The sequence below is a fragment of the Neobacillus niacini genome (assembly GCF_030817595.1).
GTDB classification, from domain to species: Bacteria; Bacillota; Bacilli; order Bacillales; family Cytobacillaceae; genus Neobacillus; species Neobacillus niacini_G.
The window spans coordinates 1,900,095-1,925,664 of the sequence record NZ_JAUSZN010000001.1; the positions used below are offsets into that span (position 1 = coordinate 1,900,095).

Annotated in this window: 20 protein-coding genes and 1 pseudogene; 4 read left to right on the top strand and 17 right to left on the bottom strand. The window is 37.3% G+C overall.

Translation table 11 applies throughout. The features are described from left to right. Positions 1-25: 25 nt before the first annotated feature. Positions 26-1,543, bottom strand: a complete 1,518-nt coding sequence (locus QFZ31_RS09475; protein WP_307302713.1) for a glycoside hydrolase family 43 protein — start codon at positions 1,541-1,543, stop codon at positions 26-28. Next, positions 1,533-2,822: a glycoside hydrolase family 1 protein gene (locus tag QFZ31_RS09480; RefSeq protein ID WP_307302715.1), complete on the bottom strand. Its 1,290-nt coding sequence runs from the start codon at positions 2,820-2,822 to the stop codon at positions 1,533-1,535. The genes QFZ31_RS09475 and QFZ31_RS09480 overlap by 11 nt, the downstream gene beginning before the upstream one ends. A 226-nt stretch (positions 2,823-3,048) precedes the next feature. On the opposite strand from QFZ31_RS09480, the gene QFZ31_RS09485 reads away from it, so the two are divergent. Continuing rightward, positions 3,049-4,038, top strand: a complete 990-nt coding sequence (locus QFZ31_RS09485) for an AraC family transcriptional regulator (protein ID WP_307302717.1) — start codon at positions 3,049-3,051, stop codon at positions 4,036-4,038. A gap of 67 nt (positions 4,039-4,105) precedes the next feature. Here the strand turns inward: QFZ31_RS09485 and QFZ31_RS09490 are convergent, their stop codons facing one another. The 6 genes from QFZ31_RS09490 to QFZ31_RS09515 all read right to left on the bottom strand — a co-directional run bounded on the left by QFZ31_RS09490 (position 4,106) and on the right by QFZ31_RS09515 (position 12,264). After that, positions 4,106-5,092 carry a phosphotransferase enzyme family protein gene (locus QFZ31_RS09490; protein WP_307302719.1) on the bottom strand — a complete coding sequence of 329 codons (987 nt, stop codon included), beginning with the start codon at positions 5,090-5,092 and terminating at the stop codon, positions 4,106-4,108. A 334-nt stretch (positions 5,093-5,426) separates the two neighbouring features. Beyond that, entirely contained in the window at positions 5,427-6,260 is an 834-nt protein-coding gene (locus QFZ31_RS09495) for an SPL family radical SAM protein (RefSeq protein WP_307302720.1), read from the bottom strand. 120 nt (positions 6,261-6,380) lie between these two features. Continuing rightward, positions 6,381-7,286, bottom strand: coding sequence for an alpha/beta hydrolase (locus QFZ31_RS09500; RefSeq protein WP_307302722.1), 906 nt, complete (start codon positions 7,284-7,286; stop codon positions 6,381-6,383). 85 nt (positions 7,287-7,371) lie between these two features. Then, on the bottom strand, positions 7,372-8,664 hold the full coding sequence (locus QFZ31_RS09505; RefSeq protein WP_307302724.1) for an MFS transporter: 1,293 nt from the start codon (positions 8,662-8,664) through the stop codon (positions 7,372-7,374). Between the two features lie 233 nt (positions 8,665-8,897). Further along, positions 8,898-11,408, bottom strand: a complete 2,511-nt coding sequence (locus tag QFZ31_RS09510; RefSeq protein WP_307302726.1) for a GH39 family glycosyl hydrolase — start codon at positions 11,406-11,408, stop codon at positions 8,898-8,900. Positions 11,409-11,502: 94 nt separating this feature from the next. After that, positions 11,503-12,264: a DeoR/GlpR family DNA-binding transcription regulator gene (locus QFZ31_RS09515; protein WP_307302728.1), complete on the bottom strand. Its 762-nt coding sequence runs from the start codon at positions 12,262-12,264 to the stop codon at positions 11,503-11,505. Positions 12,265-12,446: 182 nt separating this feature from the next. Here QFZ31_RS09515 and QFZ31_RS09520 point away from each other — a divergent pair, with 182 nt between their 5' ends. From QFZ31_RS09520 to QFZ31_RS09530, 3 genes are read left to right on the top strand one after another with little or no spacing between them, the layout of a single operon-like run. Continuing rightward, positions 12,447-12,722, top strand: a complete 276-nt coding sequence (locus QFZ31_RS09520) for a ferritin-like domain-containing protein (RefSeq protein ID WP_306073239.1) — start codon at positions 12,447-12,449, stop codon at positions 12,720-12,722. Between the two features lie 26 nt (positions 12,723-12,748). Next, positions 12,749-13,093, top strand: coding sequence for a spore coat protein (locus QFZ31_RS09525; RefSeq protein WP_307302730.1), 345 nt, complete (start codon positions 12,749-12,751; stop codon positions 13,091-13,093). 26 nt (positions 13,094-13,119) lie between these two features. Next, positions 13,120-13,257, top strand: coding sequence for a hypothetical protein (locus QFZ31_RS09530; RefSeq protein ID WP_307302732.1), 138 nt, complete (start codon positions 13,120-13,122; stop codon positions 13,255-13,257). A gap of 96 nt (positions 13,258-13,353) precedes the next feature. On the opposite strand, the gene QFZ31_RS09535 is transcribed toward QFZ31_RS09530, so the two are convergent. The 9 genes and pseudogenes from QFZ31_RS09535 to QFZ31_RS09580 all read right to left on the bottom strand — a co-directional run bounded on the left by QFZ31_RS09535 (position 13,354) and on the right by QFZ31_RS09580 (position 25,548). Further along, entirely contained in the window at positions 13,354-16,269 is a 2,916-nt protein-coding gene (locus tag QFZ31_RS09535; RefSeq protein ID WP_307302733.1) for a family 78 glycoside hydrolase catalytic domain, read from the bottom strand. An 89-nt stretch (positions 16,270-16,358) separates the two neighbouring features. Beyond that, positions 16,359-17,652, bottom strand: a pseudogene (locus QFZ31_RS33815) (MFS transporter). Between the two features lie 24 nt (positions 17,653-17,676). Continuing rightward, positions 17,677-18,945, bottom strand: a complete 1,269-nt coding sequence (locus tag QFZ31_RS09550; RefSeq protein WP_307302737.1) for a glycoside hydrolase family 1 protein — start codon at positions 18,943-18,945, stop codon at positions 17,677-17,679. 167 nt (positions 18,946-19,112) lie between these two features. Then, positions 19,113-20,144: a helix-turn-helix domain-containing protein gene (locus QFZ31_RS09555; protein WP_307302738.1), complete on the bottom strand. Its 1,032-nt coding sequence runs from the start codon at positions 20,142-20,144 to the stop codon at positions 19,113-19,115. A 111-nt stretch (positions 20,145-20,255) separates the two neighbouring features. Further along, positions 20,256-21,509 carry an L-rhamnose isomerase gene (gene rhaA, locus QFZ31_RS09560; protein WP_307302740.1) on the bottom strand — a complete coding sequence of 418 codons (1,254 nt, stop codon included), beginning with the start codon at positions 21,507-21,509 and terminating at the stop codon, positions 20,256-20,258. Positions 21,510-21,530: 21 nt separating this feature from the next. Next, positions 21,531-22,949 (bottom strand): rhamnulokinase, encoded by a 1,419-nt coding sequence (rhaB, locus tag QFZ31_RS09565; protein ID WP_307302742.1) that lies wholly within the window; start codon positions 22,947-22,949, stop codon positions 21,531-21,533. Between the two features lie 147 nt (positions 22,950-23,096). Next, on the bottom strand, positions 23,097-23,702 hold the full coding sequence (locus tag QFZ31_RS09570; protein ID WP_307302744.1) for a hypothetical protein: 606 nt from the start codon (positions 23,700-23,702) through the stop codon (positions 23,097-23,099). Positions 23,703-23,904: 202 nt separating this feature from the next. After that, positions 23,905-24,357: a pyridoxamine 5'-phosphate oxidase gene (locus tag QFZ31_RS09575; protein WP_307302746.1), complete on the bottom strand. Its 453-nt coding sequence runs from the start codon at positions 24,355-24,357 to the stop codon at positions 23,905-23,907. 15 nt (positions 24,358-24,372) lie between these two features. Beyond that, the gene (locus tag QFZ31_RS09580) at positions 24,373-25,548 is read right to left on the bottom strand and encodes a hypothetical protein (RefSeq protein WP_307302747.1); all 1,176 of its coding nucleotides are present in this window, start codon (positions 25,546-25,548) and stop codon (positions 24,373-24,375) included. Positions 25,549-25,570: the final 22 nt, after the last annotated feature.

Below are 25,570 nucleotides of genomic sequence, written 5' to 3' on the forward strand. Positions count from 1 at the left end.
GCTGCAAGCCGTGACTCTTAATCTATTAGATATAATACTCGAACCAATCAAAATAGGCAGGTGTACTTGAATTCCGACCATTTCCTGTCGCGTAAAGTCCGAAGTATACTCCTGTAAATCCACCCGCTACTTCAGTGGATAACACAGAACATTCACCTGAGCCTAAAATAGTTGACCCTCCTCCTGGCTGCTGATAGGAAAAGGTATAATTTTTGGCATCCGCTTGAACTGATAGAATAATTCCTTCTTGTCCATACTCCCGCTCAGACTCCACCTTCCATAATGAGCCTATTCTCCTTCTCACAAATACCTTTTTAACCCCATCTCGAATACCTAATGCTATTTCATAATGAAATCTCTCATTCATGAAGACTGTTATACCTGATTCTTCCCCCTCCAGGACGGGAGAAAATTCTAGATATGTTGATACTTTGCACTTGAAATGCTGTTGTCTTCGACCAACAAATGTAGGGGAATCCACGTCATTTAAACTTATAGGAGAGCCATGTAATGTTAGCCAACCTGGCCTTTCAGCTAAGGACCAGCTTCCTTCAGCAGGATTACGCAAAAAATTCCAAGTGTAATCTAAGGTGTTCCCATTAAAGTCGTCCTTACTTCTCCACTGTTCTATTTCCTCTAGTTGAAGTGTTCTTCCATCCATTTCTATATTGACATCAGCACCCATGATCGGCCACCCTTCCTCCCAATCCACTGGTGCCAAGAATGTTTCCCGTCCAAGATGATGATGCTTCCCGCTAAACGGAATCGGCGCTGGGCGTATCCCTAAAAATACTGTCCACCAGCTGCCATCAGTATATTGAACTAAATCGGCATGGCCGGTAGCCTGAATTGGGCTTTCACTGCTGCGATGAGTAAGAATTGGGTTATAAGGGTGACTTTCGAAAGGACCAAAAGGCTGTTCACTTCGAGCCATTGTCACCATATGCCCATATTCTGTTCCACCCTCTGCAATCATTAAGTAGTAAAAGCCGTTTATTTTATAAAGATGTGGTCCTTCAGGATGAGCTCCACCTGTCCCTTGCCATATTAATCGACGCTCAGTGAGAATATCACCTGTTTCAACATCAATCTCAGCCTGGTAAATTCCCTTTGGTTCCGAACTAAATATGTTCTGGGTTCCTGTTAAATAAACTTTGCCATCATCATCAAATAAGAGTGAAGGATCAATGCCTGGCCAATCCAGCCAAATGGGGTCAGACAAAGGACCTTCAGGTTTATCAGACCATACTAACAAGTTTTTTCCTATTGATAGATTAGTTGTAATCATATAAAACCGACCATTATTGTGTCTAATAGTAGGAGCAAATATACCCATAGAACTTTTTGATTGGTGTAAAGGCAATTGACTTTCGCGCGTTAAACAATGACCAATTTGCTTCCAATTTACAAGGTCCTTTGAATGAAAAATTGGGACACCTGGAAAATACTCAAAAGAACTCGTGACTAAATAAAAATCTTCCCCTACTCTGCAAATACTTGGATCAGGATGAAAGCCGCTTATAACAGGATTGTTATATTTCATTATGGTAAACACCTTCTGTAAGAACAGCGTTGTTTTTTGAAATTTCACCTAGTTCTCGACCGCTCTCTTTTACCAATCTTTCTTGCGTTTCACTGTTAACGCCAATAATCCCAAATTTCGGACCATAGCCAAACGTCCATTCATAATTATCAAAGGTGGACCAATAGAGGTATCCCAATATCTCAATCCCATCCTCAATGCAGGAATGCACCCCTTTAAGGCCCCGCTTAATAAATTCAACCCGTCGGCTGTCATCATTTGTGGCAATTCCATGTTCAGTTACCAACACAGGGATATCCAACTCCTTGGCTACATTTCGAATCGTTCCGGCCAATGCTTCCGGATAGAACTCATAACCCATCGCCGTCACTTCAGTTCCAGTAGCTAATGGAACTTGTCCATCAGGGCCGTATATTTCACGGGTATAGTTCTGAACACCGATAAAGTCGTCGTCTGCTATCACAGATTTGAATTGTCCAAAGTAATCATGCCAAACTTTTGCAGCCAGCTCTTCCCCACCTTCAATGTGTTGAATTTCAGGCAATGCCAAGGATAGTCCTACCTTGGTGGACGGATTAATTTTCTTTATAACTTCTCGAGCATTCCGGTGTGCGTTTTTAACAATTTCTAAGGCTGCTTCGTCTGAAGCCATATGGAAAGTAAAATATTGATCAATGGTTGTTCCGCATTTCTGTGCCGCAGATTCACGCCATCCTGGCGCTGTCCATGACTTGGCATCCATACCTACTGGCGGCATGAAATTCATATTGATAAACAGTTCTTTCAACATAACGGGTAAGTTGACTTCATTCATCGTCAACACATAAGGAATATCCCTTCCAAGCTCCTTGAACACAACCTCACAATAGTTTGCGAAAAGGTCAGCGGTCTTCGGATTTTTCCAGCCGCCAATCTTCATTAACCATTGAGGAGAGGTGAAATGCATCATCGTTACTACAGGGATAATGTTGTTCTCATAGCAAATATTTATAACATCACGATAATGATTAATCTCCTTTTGGGAATATACACCCTGCTCCGGCTCAATTCTTGACCACTCTATAGAAAAACGATAGCTTTTCAGACCTAATCTAGCCATAAGTTCAATATCCTGTTTGTAAAGATGATAGTGATCGACAGCATTACCTGAATAATCTTTATATGGTGACCCTTCGGAATACTCTTCTACCCACATATCCGATTTATCATTGTTACCTTCCACTTGGTAAGCAGAAGTGGCCGTACCCCAAAGGAAGTTTTCTGGAAAAACATATTTCATTGTAAATCGCCTCCTACTAAGCTTATATTTACTTATGTATAAATAGTAGCAAACGCTTACTCTCTAGATAATATTAAAAAGCAAGGTCTTGATTGCTCGAATCATAGTTTTTACTTTTTGATTCTAGATGGTAGCCGACCCTGGCAGTTTACACTTTTATGAACTTAAACTATGATTTGTTATATATAGAGATAAAAATCCATTATTCAAATAACAGGGAGCATTTATGCAACGAATAGAACTTGAAAATTATTTGGATTCATTGAAGTTTGGGATTGATGAAGAAAAAATATTGAAAGAGTATAAACCAACGTTTAAGGAGGTAGGTGGTGAACAAGTTTATCTTTTCAATAAAGGATTTGATATCACTGATTTACCCATTGAAGAGAATGTATCTATTTCACAGCAGCCCCATGATTCAGCTATTCCTCTTCATATGCATGACTATATTGAAATGATGTTTGTTTATAGGGGTACCTGTACAGTGAAAGTAAAGGGAAAAAAGATTGATTTAAAAAAAGGAGAACTCATATTAATTAACAAAGAAACCCCTCATAGTGTTGGTGCAACAACCGAGCAGGATATTGTTATTAATATGATTCTTAAACAGGATTATCTATCACCAAGCTTTTTAAGCCGATTTTCTCAAAAAAGCATTATCTCTCAATTCATGATTGAATCGCTGTTAAGCAATCGGAAGCAAAATCACTTCCTGATTTTCAGACCAGGTGAACACAACAATGTCATAGAAATCATGGAGAATATAATGTGTGAGTTTTTTGACCGGGACTTCTGTTCTGGAGAAATTATTGACTCATATTTAATTGTTTTGTTCTCCACACTGATACGATATAAAAACAATCTGACAAGTCAAGAACCACTTAATCAAAATGACAATTCATCGTTAGTAGATTTTTTGAGATACATTGAAGAGAATTATAAGAACTGCTCTTTGGTTAAAATGGGACAGACCTTTGGATTCAACCCAAATTATTTATCCACTTTACTAAAAAAAGGAACAGGAAAATCCTTCAAAGAACTTCTGCAAATCCAACGGCTAAACCAAGCCGCTTTGTTTCTATCCAATTCCGATTTACCTATCCCTGAAATTGCTGAAGAAGTGGGTTATTCCAGCGTCACATTCTTTTATAAAAAGTTTAGAGATTTATATCATGATACCCCGTATAGTTATAGGGAGAAAAATTCAATATTATAAAATAACGATCTTTTAGGCCATAAACAACAAATGGCACCGCATAATGAGGGTGCCATTTGTTTCTGCATTAATTAATTTCTGTTCCAAAATCAGCGGATTTAATTTTCATACTTTTGGTTAATCTTTCTCTTAAACTTGATAACCATTGTGGTTCATGATCCCATTTTTCTTTCATTGATGATAATATCCGAACATATCCATATAAATTAGCAAAGCGTCTGCAAGCTGGTATTAATGACAACATAGCGTCTGAGACATCATATTCAGATCGATATCCATCCATAAAACATTGTTTTTTTAGGGAGAACGTTTCAGGTGATATAGAATCTTTTAAACTAGCAAGTGCTTGTTCAATATCCATTACATACCAGTGGTACATAGAATCATCAAAATCAATAACGTTACAAGATTGGAGTTCTTCATCATAGAAGACATTATCCAATTCAAAATCATAATGGATCAATCCAAAATCGCTTTTCTTGATAGGAATTGAATCAAAATAATTCTTTAATAGTTGAGTTTCCTCTAAAGCAGACATTTCAAGAGGAGAATCTATTAGAACAGTATACATCCAATCTAAAACGTCCCTATATGACCATCGTATAAATGTCTTTGGTTTATATTCACTTGATAATTGGTGAAGTTTACCTAATGCTTTCCCATAATTGAAAATGATCGTATTGCTTAAATCTGTATCGCCTAGCTGCACACCTGATACCCTTTTAAATACTGAAGCATAGTAATCGCCCCAGGGAGTTTGTTTTTCTACAAGTTCCTCTCCATCCTTAGACAAAACCGTCTCTAAAACCCCATATTGCCTGGAACGCAAGTAAGATATAAATTCAAGTTCTGCTAAAATATTTTCTTTATGTTTCTCTTTTTGGGGTGAAAATCTTAAAAGTTGTGTCCTGCCCTGCTCTCTAAATGGGTAAATAGCGTTTGACGATATCCTGTAATACTTAAACAGCTCAAGAGATTCTTCATCAAATCCCCAGTTTTTTAATAGCATTTCTGCTAGGTCGACGTTTTTAAAGAGATATTTTAATTTCAACATATACCACAACTCCTCGTTATCTTTTGATATTTTAGGTGTTTGACATTTTCTGTGACAAGCAAAAAAAAGCCACAGGGATATACAATAACCCTGTGGCTTCACATTCCTTTTTATAAGAAATGCCAATTTTCTTGTTTGCCATCTCTTATTACAGACAAGTTTTAAATTCTACTTTAATCCGTATGAGTGAGAGGCAAGACACTTAAATTTCAAGGTTATTTTGATTAAATTAGGCATAAAGCAATCTCACTCCCTTCGATAATAGTAAGAATATGATAACACTTCCAAATAATGGTGTCAACGTTATTTTTCCCTCTTTAACAAAAGTACGCCTTTATTCTAAAAAGGCTTCTTGTTTAGAAACCCTTATCATTTCACTAGGAAAATATTTAGTAAAATACTTCTCTACCATGACATGAATATCTTTTCGATACCACCTAGATAAATCATGTTTCTTAAATAACGCGGGCATTCCTAAACGCGCGGAACGTTTCCCCTCTGCCCCATCCCCGATGGTTAACGTATCAATCCAAATATGATCAACGATACCGTCCAATACCATTGGAAAATCAGGGGTAAATGGTAAAACTGGTGAAATCGAAGCTTGTGTAGTTATTCCAGCATCATGTATTTCTTTCAAAGCCTTTAAACGCAAGTTAATTCCTGGAGCAGAAGGAGCAAAAATTTGCTTTATGTCTTCCCTGTCTGTTTCAACTGTCATAGAAACAAGGACTTTACATTTTTCTCTCAATGTCACTAACAAATCAATATCTCTTGTGATGAGTGGGGATCGTGTTTGAATCCAAAGAAAATCGGGTGGATTATCTATCATTGCTTCTAATATCCCTCGGACAATGTTTGCTTTCCTTTCAATGTGTTGATAAGGATCGGTTGCAGATGACATAAATAAATTTATTGGTTTATTTTTCTTACGAAGCCCTATTATTTCATTTCGGTAATTTTCAGCTGCGTTGGTTTTTATGTCTACCCATTCTCCCCAAGGAATTTCTTTAAATCTCTGAATCGGCATTTCTCTTACATAACAGTACCGGCAAGAAAAAGCACAACCACTATATGGATTCAAAGAATGAGTAAAACCAACATCTAAATAACCCTTCGCTTCCGTTAGGATCTTCTTGGCCATTATTTCTTTTATTTCAATTCCCATATCATGCGCTCCTTCTTTAGAGTACTGCTCATCCTCTACTAGTTTATATTTTTTTCATTATATCAATAAAAATAAGACCAACAAAAATAATTACTATTTGTTGGTCTTAAGTTACCATTCCTATTTAAAATGTTTATTTAACCAATTTTGTGCTAAATCAACCCATACACTGCATTCAGGATTTATGTGGCTCGGTTCACCAGCAGTAGTCTCATCGCAAAGTGATAAACCGTGTACACCACTTTCAAAAACATGCAATTCATACGAAACTTTGTTTTTAGCTAATGCCGTTGCAAAGCGTAAAGAGTTTTCGGCATAGACTAGTCCGTCATCAGCAGTGTGCCAAATAAAGGTTGGCGGGGTTTGGGAGGATACAAAGTTCACTGGACTGACCTCTGAGAGTTGTTCCAAACTAGGATTGGGTGTTCCAAATACAGCCCTGTTGGATATTTCAAAGAATTCTTTAATAAACTCGTTAGCCTCTTCCTCCACTTTTTCCTTCATTAATTGATAATCTAGTAACGGATATCCAAGAATAACAGCGTTTGGCTTGAATATTTCGTTTTCACTATTAAACTTTTCTTTTAACAAACTACTATTCCAATGTACACCCATGCTGGCTGACAAATGAGCGCCTGCCGAAAAACCACATACTGCAATCTTTTCAGAGTCTACCAACCATTTGGAGGCATTTTCTCGTATGATAATCATTGCTTTGGCTAAATCGAATAGGGGCTGTGGATAAGCTGACTTTTCATTAGGTGCTGGGGGATTATTAAAATCTTCTACCCATTCCTTATAATAGGTAGTGTAGCGCAGGACAAAGGTACGATATCCAAGAGAAGCAAATTTTAGTGCAACTGGCTCAGCCTCTCTATCAGAAGTTCCTAAATATCCTCCACCTGGACATATAAGAACTGCAGGGCGAAGTTGATCTTTTTGAAACTCCATCGAATTATTTTGTATGTAAGAATGTAACGCAACTGTATCGTTATCATCCCAAAGTTGAATTGTTTCACTTAGCATGAATATACCTCTCCCTTTACTAAAATTAAATTGATAAAGGATGAATTTATACTTATGTAAAAATTCATCCCTCATTTCCTATTAATTAGACAGCTTGTTCACTAACTGGTGCAGTGTTGGCTTCTTTTTCTGATCCCATCTCAGGAATAGGAAGGACAAAAACTGCTGAAAGAACTGAGAATGCGGCTAGCACTAAGAAGAAGAACGTATATCCATCTCCTCCAAATAAACTTACCCCAAGAGCGATTAAGGCTGGTGCAGCAAAGTTTACTAGAGTTGATGCTAGATTTGTTGTTGTATTCATAATCGAGATATCCTTTGCCGCATTTTCTTTTGAAGGGAGAATACGGTTTACAAGAGCATTGTCTACTGCATTGTACATACCAAAACCAAAATTGAAAATAAAGTTACCAACGATTACCCACGTTACACTAGGAGCGAAGGCAAATACTATCAAACAGATTCCTGTTAGAAGCGCTGCACCAAAAACAAAAGGCTTTTGTTTCTTAATCTTATCTGATAGGAAGCCGCCAAGGATTCCTGCACCAACCATCATCATAATTGTCGGCGCCATAAGCCCCATAATTTTAAAGATTTCTGCTTCACCTAAATGAAATCTTGCGATATAGAAAAGGGTTAACATATTCATACCTGCATTTGTAAAATAGATAAATAATTTCGTTAATAACGCCCAGGTATAGGATGGATATTTTTTAAAACTAGGATAGAAACCACTAAGAACAAACGACTTTTTCTCACTTTTTGCTGCTACTACAACATAATTATCTTTTATAAGAAGTGCCGCTAACGCTCCACCAATCAATTGGACAATAATCATCGTAATCATTTTCTCATGAAGAGTAGAATCAGCAAAGACTCCCATAATCATTTGACCGGTCATAACGAATGCAGGTCCTGCTGCACCAAGCAGACCTGAAACTCGACCAAACTTTTCCTGTTCTATTTGTTCAGGGACAATCGCATAGCATGAAAGTGAAACCATACCATAAAAGAAGTTTACTAGACACAAGCTAATGATAAACATTGGGATTGAAGAAGCGTTGGAAAGGACAAACATCGATAAAGCTCCTCCGATACTGCCTGCAATGATCCAGAACCGTCTTCTCCCCATCTTAATACGGGTTTTATCTGCAATCACACCACTAAATAAACCAAAAACTACGATCATAATACCGGTAACTCCAGAGGCTGTAGCAAATGCCGTGGTAGCTTTTTCCGGACCAACAATGTTGATAACAATAAAGGTAGAAAGCCCAAAACTTAGTAAAACTAACGGCGCAATTGAGGTACCAACCCCTAGCATTGCTGCGATTAATAATCTTACAAACGGTGTTTTTTTCATTACAGTGTTCTCCATTTTTTTACCTCCCTTTAATAAAAACGTTTTCTTCTCTTCTTGCAAGGTTCTTCTGATTTTGCCTCTTCGTTCTCCTTACTGGAAACGCTTCCTTATGTACTTTATTATAGAGAGATGAAAACCTTTTCACTATCCGATATTTGTTCAAAGCGGGTCGGTAAATTGTCATTTCAATTTTAAGTGGTTCTTTTTTCCTAAATGATAGTAACAAAATAAGGCAGGTTTACACCTGCCTATAGTGTCCTTTGTGGAAGGATTTCATATAACTGGACCTCATGTGGCTGAAGAATCGTATTTACTATAAAATCATTCTCAATTCTTACTTCACTAATGTGCTTTTTGGGTACACTTGAGTATTTTAAATAGTTTATGTCTTCTGGACTAAGTGAACCTGGAGCACCCATTTCCACCCATTTATCAAATGCACTTCCGTTTTCACGGTTTAATACATGCTGGTTAATTTTATAAGTACCTTGCTCCAGCCCGCTCAGAATCAGTTTCAACTGGATATCATCCCGATCTAGGAAAACATTATATCGGTTCTTGCTATCAATATTCACATGCTGATTCATACAATAAAGCATGTCATAATGACAATAATGATAGAGGATCATTTGATATCCCTTGGGACTTTTCGTCACGAAATAGCCTTCACCTGCTACAATCATCTCATCTCCTAATTTACCTAGAAAATCATAGGCATAATAGGCTGGTTTAGGAATACTTTTATTTGTTATTAAACCAAGTCCACCATGAAAAGTAGGAATGGCAGCCCTTTGTTCTTCAATTAAATCTGATGCAGTCCAATATCCAAAACTTCCAATAGTGTCTATGTTTTCGAGCAGGTTTTTAACTACAAACGCCGCTTTAAAACTAGTATCATTCGTTAAATCACGGTGGAAGGCTGTAGAATTCCATTCCGTTAAATGAAGCTCAACATGATCCATTTTCTTCTCTGCAAGGATTTGTTTAATTCTTATAATTTTGTCCTTCAAAAAGTCTTCGTCCCTTGAGATATAACCAAATTCAAATGAACCTTCATCTAATAACTTCTTTTTTTTATTGATATCAAGTTCATCATGCATATAACAATGGAACGTAATAAAATCTGGTACACAGTTTTCATTCATACAAAAATCAAGAAATTGCTGCAGCCAGTCACTATTGTTGATTGATACAATACTCGGGCCTCCTACCTTATAAGCAGGATTAAGATTTTTTATCGTTTGATAGGTAGTTTTATATAGCAGGCAATATTCCTCAAATGTCCCTCTCCAGAACACATAGAAATCAGGTTCGTTCCAAAACTCAAAATACCATTGCTGAACTGCGTCTATCCCATACCTATTCTCATAATGAATAATAAAGTTTTTTACAAGCAGATTCCATTTCTCAATATCCTTCGGCTTACTGATTATGCTTTTTTTATAAAAAACTGTTTCATCCTGATTTTCTGCTAATTCTCCCGGCATAAAGCCGAGCTCAACAAACGGCTTAACATCAATACTTTGTAAAAAGTCGAACAATTTGTCTGTATAAAGGAAATTAAACTCTGGCTCACCTAGCTCATTTTCTCCATAGATCATCATTTCATCGTCAAATAATCCATGAAAGCGAAGATACTGAAAGTGTGTTGCCTTTTTCACTAGCTTAAGCTGCTCTTGTACCTCCGTATAGAGACCTTCTTTCGCTTTTCCAATCGTCATTAGTTTTTTCCAAGAATGTTGAAGTTTCATTATGTTGTTGTTACTCACATTAATGGAATATTGTTTTTTGGTAACTGATTTACTTTCTATTTCTATTGTTTTATTCCCCGAGGGTAAATAGGAAAATAGTTTTGAGAATGCCTGACTTTTGTCTATCTCAACATAGTTTGCAAGCGTTACTTTATTACTATCATTTTTCCTTGGCTCCATTTCAACTGCGCGTCTATATTCACTTGGAGTCTGATGGTAGAATTCTTTAAATGCACGGTTAAAAGCTTTTACACTCGCAAATCCATTATCAAGAGCTATTTGGGTCAGTGGTATATCGGTAAATACAATATCTTTTACCGCGTGATCTAGCCGAATGCTATCAACATATTTGGAAAAAGGCATGCCTAAATGCTTTTGGATAAATTTCGATAAATAATGAACGGATAAGAACTCATTTTGTGATAATTCATTTAATGTAATGGGCTGCCTAAAATTTTCTTTCACGTAAGATGTAATTCTCAATAGACGTTCAATATGTTTTTGGCTAGAGATTTTATTTTCCCTTGCTTGCTCATCTTTAAAGTTCTTGATTAACAAATAGATTAATTGAAAATAAAGGGATTTGATTAGAAGTTCGTACCCCTCAGCCGCTTTATTTACTACCCACATCATTTGAGCCAGGAGCGCACGTAGTTCGTTGAACTCCTCCTGGTGGGTATCATCATATAAAAACGATTTACAAGAAAATGTATAGGAATCCACATTCTTACTATTTTGCTTCAATTCAGGAATTGGCACCTGAATCGCCAGTAATAAATTTTCCTCCTGATGCTGAATTGAATGGATATCATTAGCATTGATAAGAAAGAGATCTTTTTCGGTCAATTCAAAACGCTTATCATTAACCGAAACATTTACTTTTCCTTTTAAAACAAAAATAATTTCAATACTGTCATGCCAATGGTTGGTTACATAATCGACACTATGCAAGAAAATGTGTATAGGAAGTTCTTTATTCATTTCAATAATTTCATATGTAAAATTCATCTTATCACCTAAATATTCAGCTTTATAACAGTATACATTATAATGTGAAAGTGTAAACACAATAAAAAAAGACCAAAATCTGGTCTAAAAAATTTTAATTTGCTATGGATACTTTTATGTTTTTTTCTTCCAATTGTTTTCTACAATCTTCCTCTAGATTTGAATCAGTAATAATGGAGTCAATCTTTGCAATAGGAGCAATTTGCGAAAACGCTCTTGTCCCAAATTTACTTGAATCTACCATTAAGATTGTTTCATCAGCGATGTCCATCATTTGCTTTTTCACCAAAGCTTGTAACTCGTTGAAGTCACTTAGTCCTTTTTCAAGGTGTACGCCTTTACATGAAATAAATGCTTTGTTGACATGGTACATTCCGAGCGACCGTTCGGCAAGTGGACCGACAAATGATAGAGATTGTGTCAATAACGTTCCACCTGTGGAAATCACTTTGATTTGTTCTTTTTTGCTTAGTTCAATCGCTACTTTAATCGAGTTCGTTAGTACAGTTAGCGGCATGTCCTCTAATTCCTTTGCCACATACCATGCCGTTGTACTTGCGTCCAAAACAATTTGATCCCCCTGTTCAATAAAACGTACTGCCTCTACCGCAATTGCTTTCTTCTCATCTGCATTAGTAACTTCCCTTTCTATATATGAGGTTTCACCTTGGTCTTTTTCAATACTAACTGCACCGCCATGACTTCTCATTAATAGATTCTCTTTTTCCAGCTTTTCGAGATCCCTGCGAATCGTTTCTTCCGTAACAGAGAAAATTTTACTTAGTTCCGTAACCCTTACACTTAAACGTTCATTCACTAAATCAACAATTTTTCTTTGCCTTTCTGCAACTAGCATATCCTGCACCCTTCCGCGCTATTTTTATTTATATTGTTTTATCCTTTATTTATGTTTGTTTTCAATTATTACTATAACATAATGTTTGAAAAACAAAAATAAGTAATAAAAATAAAAAGCATAAAATGGATACACTTCGCAAATTATAAAATTGTTGGAAGTTAACTGAAAGGAGTTTCTCTATGCCAAATAATCAACCACCGATTCCGAACCCACCGAGGGCTATTACGACAAAAGATATTCTTTACATTAAGGATGCCTTATCTTGGGAGCTATTAACATTTAAGAAATTTCATTTTATGGCTAATCAGATTCAGAATCCTCAATTCAAGGAAGCACTTAATAAGGCAGGTCAAATGCACCAAAATCATTATCAACGCTTACTTACTCACCTTCAGGTGGATAACAATACTGCATTAGCAAATCTACCTAATACACAGCAGCAACAGCAGCAGTAACATTATTTTTGAACGGAGGAAGAGTAATGTCAAATCAGCAAAGTCAAAACAGCAACCAAATTGCGAATCCTCAGACAGGAGAATTGCCAAAAGTAAAAACTCCCGACATGAATGATCGTGATTTTCTTAATGACGCACTTAGTACATGTAAATATTTAACCGACAGCCTCAATATTGCAGTAAGGGAAGCGAGCCACGAACAGCTTTTTACGGATGTCTTGCAAATTTTGACTGAAACCCATCAAAGCTGCCGGGAGCTTTATAACCTTATGTTCCAGCATGGATGGTATAAACTAGAGGCTGAGGAACAGCAAAAATTAGATCAGGCGTTTAAACAATTTAATAACTATTCATCGCAATTTCCATATTAATTTTATCCTTTGGGGGTGATGCGATTTTGAAAAAAGACGAGAGAGTTAAAGTAACGAGGTTTATGAAAGCTAATAAAACAAATAAGTCTACAGAAAGCATTAATAAAACTGAACATGACAATATAAAAGACTATGATAGAGCATGGGAAGATGACCGTCTCTAAAAATTTAAAAAACAGATCCTATTTAAACTGCCCTACTTGTTAATAAATGCGACTTAGTGGGCAGAGTCTATAGGGTCTGTTTTTCACATTATTACATTAACGCTTTACTAGAACCTCTTTTTCATTATGCTTATTTAACTCTTCAATGATGGCTTTCACTTTATCTCTTGTAAGGTTAGTCTCCTGCAATTCAACCAATTCTTTCAAGCTTCTTGCTTTGGTTGAAAAAATGCGAGGTGGTTTTGTTATTCCTGGGGAAACCCTTTCTAAAATGGCAACAGCCTCAGGATAATCTAGGAAATCGATAAGTTTGGTTTCTTCCGTAAACACAGGCTGTAACCCACGTTCATTATGGTACTTAAAATGATAGGATCCAGAACCTACTGTAAGCCTTACACCCTCTTCGGATTCGAAGTAAGAATGAATGTCTTTAGAAACCAACCGCTTATTACCTTCATAAACCTGAGAAATGCGAGCATTTGGTAAAAGGATTTCTGCAGTTGTATTGGCAGGGATCTCCACTTCAATTTCAACCTCATCTTGGGTAAGACGCCATGAAGATTGAATTTTTCCATACATGGAATCATAGACCGCCTTTGCATAAGTCAGTGCAATACCTGCAAATTTTGGTTCAATCCGGATCTTTTTATATGATGGACTAGCATTATCCATGTCCAGACCGGTGATTGTTTTATACATCCAATTTCCGATCGAACCGTATGCATAGTGATTAAAAGAGTTCATCTGATCGCTCCAGAATGAACCGTCTGGCTTAATACTATCCCAATGTTCCCAAACCGTTGTAGCACCTTTTTTAATTTGGTAGAGCCATGAAGGGTAATCTTCCTTCATTAATAATTTAACGGCTGTTTCATGATAACCGCCTTTTGATAGAGCGAAACAAATATATGGTGTACCAACAAACCCAGTATTCAAATGATAATCGTTTTGAATAATCAACTCATTTAGCTCATGAGCTGTCCGTTTCTTTGCCTTTCCTTCGACCATATCAAACATTAAAGTAATGACATGGGCGGTTTGGGTTGGGGACACTAATCTGCCTGATGGCGAAACAAATTCATGGTTAAACTGTTCAATAATATTATTCAAAAGATTACTATATTCTTGAACCTCATTAGATTTCCCGAGGGCCTCAGCAGCATCCCTAAGGATTCTTGTTGAATAGGCATAAAAGACTGTAGCGATAAAGTCTTTAGGTGTTGCGCCAACAAAACTATTTTCTTTTGCGTCAAGTGCCAGCCAATCGCCAAAGTGAAAGCCTGTGTTCCAAAGATTTTCATTTTTCCCCTGGCGTCGAATATATTCTACCCATGCTTTCATGCTGTCATATTGTTCTGCGAGTAATCGCTTATCCCCATATGTCTGATAAAGTGTCCAAGGAATAATCGTTGCGGCATCGCCCCATGCAGCAGAGCCGACTCCCCCTTCAACATTTGGAATAACAAATGGAACATTTCCATCTGGAAGTTGATCAGCCTTTAAGTCCCGCAGCCATTTTGTAAAAAATGATCCTCCTTGATAATTGAATAGTGCTGTTTGAATAAAGACCTGTGCATCAGCAGTCCACCCCAGCCTCTCACTTCGCTGCGGGCAATCTGTCGGCACATCAAGGAAGTTCCCTCGTTGTCCCCATACAATATTCTGCTGAAGTCGGTTGATTAATGGATTAGAACATTCAAATTCACCTGAAGGCTCCATATCAGAATGGATCACTTCACCAACAAAGTTTTCAAGTGGTAAACCATTTTCTTGTCCAGGGTATCCTTCAATCTTCACATAACGAAATCCCTGGAATGTAAAATGCGGTGCAAAGGTTTCTGTCCCCTCACCTTTTGTAATATATTCTACTTTCTGCTTTGCAAATTTCAGATTACCAAAGTAAATATTTCCATCCTTATCTAACACTTCGGCATGTTTTAGGACAATTCTCGTGCCCGCAGGAGCGTTAACCTTAAAGCGAATTCTCCCGACGATATTTTGACCCATATCAATAACTGTATCACCAGATGGAGTTTCAAAAGAATCTATTGGTTTTAGTACTTCTGTAACACGGGTTGGAACATTTTCCTGTGCAACTAATTGAGTAATGGGCATTTCTTGAATAATTGTATCTGCCCAATCCACATCATTAAAATTGGATTGGCTCCAGCCTTCTTGTTCTAGCCTAGCATCGTATGTTTCACCATGATAAATTTCCGAAAATAAAATCGGACCTGTTGAAGCTTTCCAAGTAGCGTCCGTTGCAATTACTTCTTCTGTACCATCGTTGTAGGTAACATGGATTTGGAAGAAAGCCGCCCGTCTGTCCCCATAGATATTGCGATTATTTTCCCTGACAAGGTTTCCTTTATACCAGCCATCCGCCAACATAATGCCGATCGCATTGGAACCATCTTGAAGCTGCATGGTTACATCATACGTTTGATACTGTAAACGTTTATGATAGCTAGTCCACCCTGGCGCTAGAAGTTCATCGCTCACGCGTTCTCCATTTAAAAATAATTCATACAAACCAACACCTATACCATAAATCCGTGCAGAAGAAATTCCAGTTTTTAATGTAAATTCCTTCCTTAAAAGAAAGATAGATTCAGTAAGTGGATCAATTTCTTTATGTTCTGGAGTGATCCATTCTGCTTGCCATTCTAAAGGATCTAACAAGCCTGTTTCCCACCAAGCTGTTTCACTCCAATTGGATTCTCGGTCAAAGTTATCCCAAACCTTTACACGGTAAAAATACCTAGTTCGAGAGTTTAATTCAGGACCTCTATACTCTATGTGAATTGATTCATCTGCTTGTACAACACCAGTATCCCATAAAGTTTCAGTGAAATTCTCCTGATTTGGACTCACTTGAATCTGATATGCCGTTTGCATCGTACACCGTCGGTCAGATTGAATTTTCCAACTAACTCGAGGTCTTTTTATATCAATTCCAAGCGGGTTTGTTCGATACTCGCAAGTTAATGCTTCTACTTTTATATCAATCATTTCAAACTTTCCTTTCTGCAAAAAGGTTGGGGCACTCTATAATGAATAGAGTGCCTCTCATTTTAATTAAACATTTTCCATTGATTATTTTAGGCAATTATCTCTTTAGCATTGTCATTATTGACATTAACTTTTGGATCCATTTCAGGAATTGGAATGACAACAATGGCTGAAAGAATGGAGAAGACAGCTAATACTAAGAAAAATAACGTATATCCATCTCCACCAAACAAGCTTACTCCTAAAGCAATAATACTAGGTGCTGCGAAATTTACTAATGTAGAAGAAAGACTTGTTGTTGTATTCATTATTGAGATATCTTTTGCTGCATTCTCTTTTGAAGGGAGAATACGGTTTACAAGAGCATTATCTACTGCATTATACATACCAAAACCAAAGTTGAAAATAAAGTTTCCAACGACGACCCATGTAATGTTAGTTGAGAAAGCGAAAGCAATTAAACATAGTCCTGTAATAAGTGCTGCACCTATAACAAATGGTTTTTGCTTCTTAAGCTTATCTGATAGAAATCCTCCTAGGATACCAGCTCCAACCATTAACATGATCGCTGGAGCGGTAAGTCCCATTATTTTGAATATATCCGCTTCACCTAAGTGAAATCTTGTAATATAGAAAAAGAGTTAACATCCCCATCCCTGCATTAGAGAAGTTAATAAACAATTTTGTTAATAACGCCCATGTATAAGAAGGATGCTGTTTAAAACTTGGATAGAAACCACGAGTACCCACTGATTTCTTCTCATTCGTTGTTGTAATAGCAAAAGAATTATCTTTAATTAGAAGTGCAGCTAAGAATCCGCCAATCAGTTGGACAATTATGATGGTAATCATTTTCTGTTCAAGGGTAGAATCCGCAAAAGCTCCCATAATCATCTGACCTGACATAACGAATGCAGGTGCAGCAGCACCAATTAAACCCGCTACCCGGCCATATTTTTCCGGTTCTACTTGTTCAGGGACGATCGCATAGCATGAAAGTGAAACCATTCCATAAAAGAAATTGACTAAACACATGGTAATGATAAACATTGGAATTGATGAAGCGAACGTAAGGGCAAGCATGGATAAAGCTCCGCCAATACTGCCTGCAATCATCCAAAACCTCCTTCTGCCCATCTTTAATCTCGTTTTATCAGCAATTATCCCACTAAAAAGTCCGAAAATGACGACAGCAATACCAGAAATTCCAGTAGCAGTAGCAAACGCAGCGGTTGCATGTTCTTGTCCAACAATTCTAATTACAATAAATGTAGAGAGTCCAAATGATAGTAGAACTAGAGGTGCAATGGATGTTCCAACACCGAGCATCGCAGCCACTATTAATCTTATAAAAGGTGTTTTGTTCATTACCGTATTGTTCATTTTTTAACCCCCATTATTTATCTCTTATTTGGTTAATAATGTGTTCACTTTTGCTATACTTCCAAGAAAATTAGCGCTTCCTTTTACTTTTCTTTCCTGCGTGGAGCGATCCACTTCAATCAAACCAAATTTCATTGAATAACCAGATTGCCATTCGAAATTATCAAAAGTAGTCCAGTGGAGATAGCCTCGTACGTCTACTCCTTCATCCACACAAGCTTGTACACCCTCTAAAGCTTTACGAATAAATTCTACCCGTCGCTCGTCGTTTTCGGTCGCGATGCCATGCTCAGTAACCATAATAGGAATCGATAGATCTTTAGATACCTTACGAATCACATTTCCAAGCGCTTCAGGATAGAATTCATAACCCATTAGCGTAAGTTCTGCTCCCTCCTCTGGCTTCACTTGTCCTTCTGGTCCGTAAACTTCTCTTGTGTAATTTTGAAGTCCGAAGAAATCATCTTCAGCTACCATATCTAAATATTGTCGGAAATAACTATGCCATTTCTTTTCTGCAATTTCGTCGCCACCTGGGATTGACTGAATATCTGAAAGTGCCATTGATAAGCCGACTTTCGTATTTGGCTGAATCTGCTTAATCGCCTTGCGTGCCTTTCGATGAGTTTCTTTTAAGATATTGATGGAAGCCTCGTCAGAAATCATATGGAACGTAAAGTAGTTTTCAATGGTAGTTCCGCACAACTTAGCCGCCGACTCTCGCCATTTAGGTGCCTCCCAAGCATCCCTTTCGATACCTACCGGAGCAATAAAGCCAATCTTTGAAAAAATTTCACGCAACATGACAGGTAGGTTAATTTCATTCATTGTCAGTACATACGGAATTAAATCGCCAATTTCTTTAAACACAACCTCACAATATCTCGCAAACCGCTCAGGAACCTCCGGGCTCGCCCAACCTCCCAATCTCATTAGCCACTTAGGTGAAGAAAAGTGGTGCATTGCTACGACCGGTGTTAATCCATTTTGGTAACAAGTTTCAAGTACATCACGATAATGCTCGATGGCAGAACGTGAATAATAGCCTGGTTCTGGTTCGATTCTGGACCATTCGATAGAGAATCGATAGGAATTCAATCCAAGACTAGCCATAAGAGCAATATCTTTCTTATAAAGCCGATAATGATCAATGGTATCCCCTGATTTATCTTTATAAGGTGAACCCTCCGCATGCTCCTCTGCCCAGAAATCGCTGTTAACATTATTCCCTTCTACTTGATAGGCTGCTGTTGTAGAACCCCAAAGAAATTCTGGTGGAAAATTAAATCCCATTTAAAACACTCCTCATAATCTGCTACTAACTTACTACTCTTACATTGTAGCAAGCGTTTTCATTTGTTTTAATGGTAAAAACAAAGGAGATTATTGCTCGAATCAAAGATTTATTCATGTAAGACTATCAGTCTTTTTACCCAAATTAAAAACCGCCAAGCGGCGGTTTAAAGGTGCACATTTTGTTTATTGGCAATAGAGTGCATCGTTTGATTTCCCCTAAATTCTTTAGGTGTTTGGTGAAAAATTTCATTAAATTTTTTATAAAAAAAAGAAACACTTGAGTATCCAACTTCTTCGGCAATATCAGGTATCGGAAGGTCGGAGTTTAAAAGATAAAGAGCTGCTTTATTTATGCGCTGTAACTGGAGGAGATCCTTGAAGGACTTACCCGTTGATTTTTTGAGAACTGCTGAAATATAATTTGGGTGATATTTATAGTGATCCGCCATTTCTGTTAAGCTGCATTCTTTAAAGTGATCATCAATATACTTTAGAAAGTCTAAAACGATAACATCCTTCTGCTTTATATTGTCTATCTGTGTACTTGTTGAGCTGTTACTTTGGCGGATTAATTCCGTAAACAGAATGAAAAGATATCCGTTAATGATATCACCTGAAAAAAAGTCTCTATCAAAATATTCGCACATAATTTGCTCCATGATCCCAGGTATTTTTGAACGTTCTACAAAAGGAAAATAGAGATAATTATTTGCTCGTCGACTATCAATAAGAGAGTCAATTAAAAATTGTGAAATGATACTTTTGTTGGTAAATTGACTAAGGATTCCGGATGATAAATAATCATGCTTTAGTTTCATATCTATAATAATATCAGAATTTGTTATTCCTTTGACCGTATGCGGTGTATGTTTATCAATCATAATCATTCCACCCTCAGAAAGGTTGATTTCACCTTCCTGCAATAGTACTGTACACTGTCCCTGATAGACGAAAATCACTTCAATATATTGATGAATATGCATAGGGACATATGCAGAGGGCAACTGCTGGCAGACAAATATGTTTTCTTCGATTGGGTTGAATGATAGATCGAAAATTTTATCGAATAGATAAACGGGCTGTCCATTTACTATATCGATTGTTTTAGCAGCATAGGCTTCCTTTATTTCATTCCAATCTGGTGCTTCCATTGTGTTATTATTCAGCAGTAAGGACCGCAGCTCATCACTATTCATGTGAAAATCACCTACCCTTTTGTCATAAGTTAGTTTAACTTTAGAATAAATCAAATAAAAAAGATAGTAAGAAAATATTTCCTACTATCTTATCTATTATTATTTGTCTTATTATCTCTTTAATAGAACCTCTTGCTCATAAGCTTTTACTTCTTCTAACCAAGATTCTCTTACTGGAACACCCATTTTTTCACAGTAGTAATCCCAAATTGCACCAAATGGATACGTTTTGAATTCTTCCATTAATGCTAGTCTTTCTGTGAAATTTCCTTCTTCTTGTAGCTGCTTTAAATACTCATTTGGAACTAACATCGCATAAAGCAATGCTTTGATCATGTTGCGTGTACCAATAGTCCACGCGGCAACACGGTTAATACTTGCATCAAAGAAATCTAGTCCGATGATGACACGGTTTAAAGCATCATTGCGAACAATCTCAAGTGCGATTTCTTTAAGTTCGTCGTCAAGAATGACAACATGATCACTATCCCAGCGAACTGGTCTGGATACATGTAAGGCTAGCTTTTCACTAAACAATAACATAGAAGAAATTTTATTTGATACTGTTTCCGTTGGATGATAATGACCTGTATCTAATAAACATAATTTATCATTTTTCATTGCATAGTTTAGGTAAAATTCGTGTGAACCAACAACATAAGATTCGGAACCAATACCAAATACTTTACTTTCTACAGCATCTAAGTTGTACCTTTCATCTGTTTCGACTGCAAAGATTTTATCCAATGATTCTTTTAATCTTTTTCTCGGAGTCAGGCGGTCACTTGGGATATCTTTATAGCCATCTGGGATCCAAATGTTTGTTAATGCTGGTGTACCAAGCTCTCTTCCGAAATATTCACCAATTTTACGGCTGCCAATACAGTGATTAATCCAGAATTCACGGATTTCTTCGTTTGGATGGGAAAGGGTTAAACCATCATCCGCTTTTGGGTGTGAGAATAATGTTGGATTATAATCCAAGCCTAGTCCGTTTTCCTTTGCCCATTTTACCCAGTTTTCAAAATGCTTTGGTTCAAGTTGATCACGTTCAACCACTTCACCATTTGTTTCAGCATAAATAGCATGAAGATTCACGCGGTGCTTACCAGGGATTAATGATAATGCCTTCTCTAAATCACTTCTTAATTCTTCAGCATTTGTCGCTTTACCAGGATAATTCCCTGTAACATCAATACCACCTGATAATTCGTTTTGGTTTACTTCAAACCCAGCAACATCATCGCCCTGCCAGCAATGAATCGAAATCGGTACATTTTTTAGCTTTTCTACCACTTCTTCGACGTCTACTCCCCATTTAGCATATGCTTGTTTCGCAAGTTCAAAATTTTCTTTAATAGTCATGTTTATTCTTCCTTCCTTTAATTAGCTGATTACAGGCTGAGCTGGCAGATATTTTTTCACTTCAAATGAATCTTTAATAATCGAACGTGCTTCTTTAATATCATTGATTTCTCCAAGAGCCATTAATTGGGCTGCTATGTTACCAATCGCAGTAGCTTCTACAGGTCCAGCAAATACCTCTTTTTTTGTTACATCGGCAATCAGCTGGTTAAGCATTTCATTTTGACAGCCGCCGCCGATAACATTTATTTTTGTAAACTTCTTTTCGAAAATCTCTTCAATTTCTGCAACCGCTTCTTGGTAGCTTACTGCCAAACTATCAAACACACATTTCGCCACTTCACCAGGAGTATTTGGTACCTGCTGCTGTGTTTCAATACAATAGTTCATGATTGCATCAATCATATTTTCAGGCTTTAGGAAACAGTCATCGTTTACATTAACTATCGCCTCATAATCCCTTGCTTCTCTCGCTAAATCCACAAGCTGCCCAAAGGAATATTCATCATTGTAATTACGCTTCACTTCTTGGATCATCCAAAGACCCATGATATTTTTCAAGAAACGGTATTGGTAATCGATTCCGCCTTCATTGGTGAAATTATAGTCCAATGCCTTCGTTACACAGATTGGAAAATAGTTTTCCACACCAATTAGTGACCATGTACCAGAACTGATATAAATCGATTCGTCTTCTTCTGGTACCGCAATAACCGCTGAGCCAGTATCATGTGTCGCTGGAAGAATAACTTGAAGGTCAAAACCAAACTCTGAAACTAGTTCCTTCGAAAGTGTCCCAAGAATCGTTTTTGGAGTTTTAATTTCTTGAAACATTTCTTTATTAATCCCAAGAACATCTAATATTTGCCCATCCCAGTGTTTGGTAAAGGCATTTACCAGCTGTGTAGAGGTTGCATTGGTATATTCATTTGCTTTTTTACCAGTCAGTAAATAATTGAAATAATCAGGAATCATTAAAAATGATTTTGCTTTTTCTAGGATTTCAGGATTATTTTTTTTGATAGAAAATAATTGATAAATTGTATTAAACTTTTGGAACTGAATGCCTGTTTCAAGGTAAAGTCTTTCCTTTGAAAAAAGTTCAAATACCTCTTCCATCATCCCATCTGTACGCGGGTCACGATAAGAAACCGCTTCCGTTAATGGCTGATTATTTTCATCCAATAACAAAAAGTCGACCGCCCATGTATCTATTCCAATACTATCTGGCTTAATGCCTAATTCCACGCATTTTTTTAGTCCATTTTTGATTTCTTGAAAAAGTTTATCGGCTTCCCAGCAGAAGGAATCCCTTTTTTTCACGATTTTGTTTTCAAAGCGATGAATTTCTTCTAGTTTTAACAGACCATCTTCAAGATAGCCCAATATAAGTCTTCCACTTGATGCACCGATGTCGACGGCTATACTGTATCTTGGCATAAACATCACCTTTCTGTTGGGAACGCTTACTTATATCTCTATATTACTAGAAAAATATGATATTCCTATATCGTGATTCGACCAATTTATTGTCCTTATTTGCAATAAACAGGAGATCCTTCAGGTTGAAAGGATCTCCTTCTCTGTTTACTTAGAAATGAGTGTAAAAAATTCATTGATTTTCTTCAAATTTTTCGTAGTCCTTGGTACACATAACACCTCGTTTTCATCTAATGCCAATGGTGCCAAAAGTTGAATATCAGAGGTGCTAATTCCATAAACTTTTTCATCAGATGGTAACAATTTATTGGCTCCCTTGAAATCATTCAATGCTAGCAGCGCATTCTGCGATGAAATTTCCTCAAATAGTTCTTTTTCGACAATCATTACATCAATTGCTCCAAGCGAAATCTCTGCTGACATTTTTTGTATTCCTGCTCGTGAAGCCTCGTCCATACTTGTCTTATTATAAGTTAAATGTTGAACAGAAACTTCTTCATCACCTTTGTCTTGCACAAGCTTGTTGGTTAATTGTTCCTGTAATTGAACCACACCTTCTGGATTTACCCCTTGTCCAATAATCGTCATATTTAGGACAACTTCTTTTTTCTCACCGATACTGCTGATCAATGAGAGTAATAGAATGATTGCAACAATTGTCCCAATGATATGAAACTTATAATAGTCCCAGATATAAGCCATTCTTTCTTTTGGACTCATGGGTGCAAGGATTGCTTTGATGTTTTGCTTCAACGGTTGTAACTCCCTTCCATGACTTTATTAAATCCTATCTATTTATGGTTAATTTGATTTTAGTATAAAAAAATTTATATTACTACTAACAATAAAGTGAATGGTCAATTTTTTCAAAAATTTCGTCACCTCCTTTACAAATCCTAGTCTCCTTAAACGTAAAAAAACGCCTGAATGCAGTTCAGGCGCATAATTAATTTCGTTAATCGTTCTGTCTAAAAAGCTCGTAAACCTCTGTATCCAGTTTTTTAGCTAGTTCTGGATTGTAGGTTTTTTCATATGCCGGTTCTACGGTAACTTTCCCTCCATAAAACATCACATTCTCCACAGCTTCAACCTCAATGGTTACTACACAAAGTTTCATTGTCCGTTCAAATATCTGTGAGACAGTAGCAGTACCGCGTACTTCATAGCAGCTACCAGCGCCAATGATCCCTACGAGAACATTTGGATTGGTGCGAATATTATCAATGCTTGATGCTTTATGCCCTAGGGCTATTTTTATTTTCGTACCGTTAGGTTCTGCGTACACCCATGATACTACACTTAATTGAGGTAATTTTGTTTCAGCGTCTAAAGTAACCAATGAAACCATTTTTTCTCCCTGTAAAGAAGAAACGAGTTCTGTGCTCAAAATATCTAAAGTTTTAGTCATTGTGATCTCCCTCTCTTAATAAACGACTTTTACTGGAATACCAAGCTCCAGCTTGCCGAAGATCTCACCTACCCAATCAAAATTAAAGGCTGTATGCTGTGCCCCAGCATGGATATCGCGCCAAAACTGCTGAAGTGGATGGCTCTCTGCAGAAGCTGCTGCTCCGCTCGACGTGTAGATCGTTTCCATTATTTCAGCACACATTTCTGCACAGTAGGCGTAATTGCAGCGAAGACGTACACGTTCTGCATAATCAAGTACGCGGCCAGATTCCACAAGTTCTAATGATTTATGAAGAAGAGCATCTGCAGCTTCAATTTTCGCTGACACCTTAGCGAGCCGAATTTGTTGATGGGTTAAATTGGCGACTTGCTCCCCACCTCTTGTTTTATTTTTACCAATTACACTATCACGCCATATGGTATAGGCACCTTTTGTCGCTCCAAGAATAACCGACAATAAGGTAACCGGCATAACCGCAGATATTTGGATACGATAAAGCGGCGCTGTATTGAGGTCCATCCCTGGAGATTGACCGGTAAGATTCCATGGTTCTAACTCCATAGTTCGGTAATCTGGTACAAATACCTCCGTCAACTCTAATAGATTACTGCCTGTTCCTCTCATCCCAATCACACGCCATATATCAATCACGTTTAAATCACTTTTTGGAACTAGAAAGTATAATGCCTTTTTTCCACTTTCTGTTGGCGCTTCTGCACTAATCATTACCCAGTCACAGTGGTTGATACCGGAAGAAAAACCCCATTTCCCTGTTAAACGATACCCTCCATCCACACGTTTAATTTGTGAATCAGGACTTGGATTGATTGATGTGGCTAGACATGCATCCGGATTTTCTTTCCACACATCTTCCTGTGCTTTATCTGGGAAGAATGCCAGCATCCAACTGTGTAACAATAACAGTGAATAGCACCAGCCTGCAGAGGCATCACCCTTCGCAACTTCAATGGCTGTATCCGCTAAAGTTTTCCAATTGAGTTCATGGCCGCCCCAACGTTTCGGTACCATGGTACGTACCAAGCCTGATTCAATGAATTCTTGTATGTTCTCTAGCGGTTGATGGCGAAGTAATTCACCCTCTCGTGACCGCGAACGTATTGAAGGAACCAATTTTTTTGCACGTTCCAATGCTTCTTCATAGGATAACCTGTTTAACGTTTGATTCATGTTCCCATCCCCCTGTAATTAC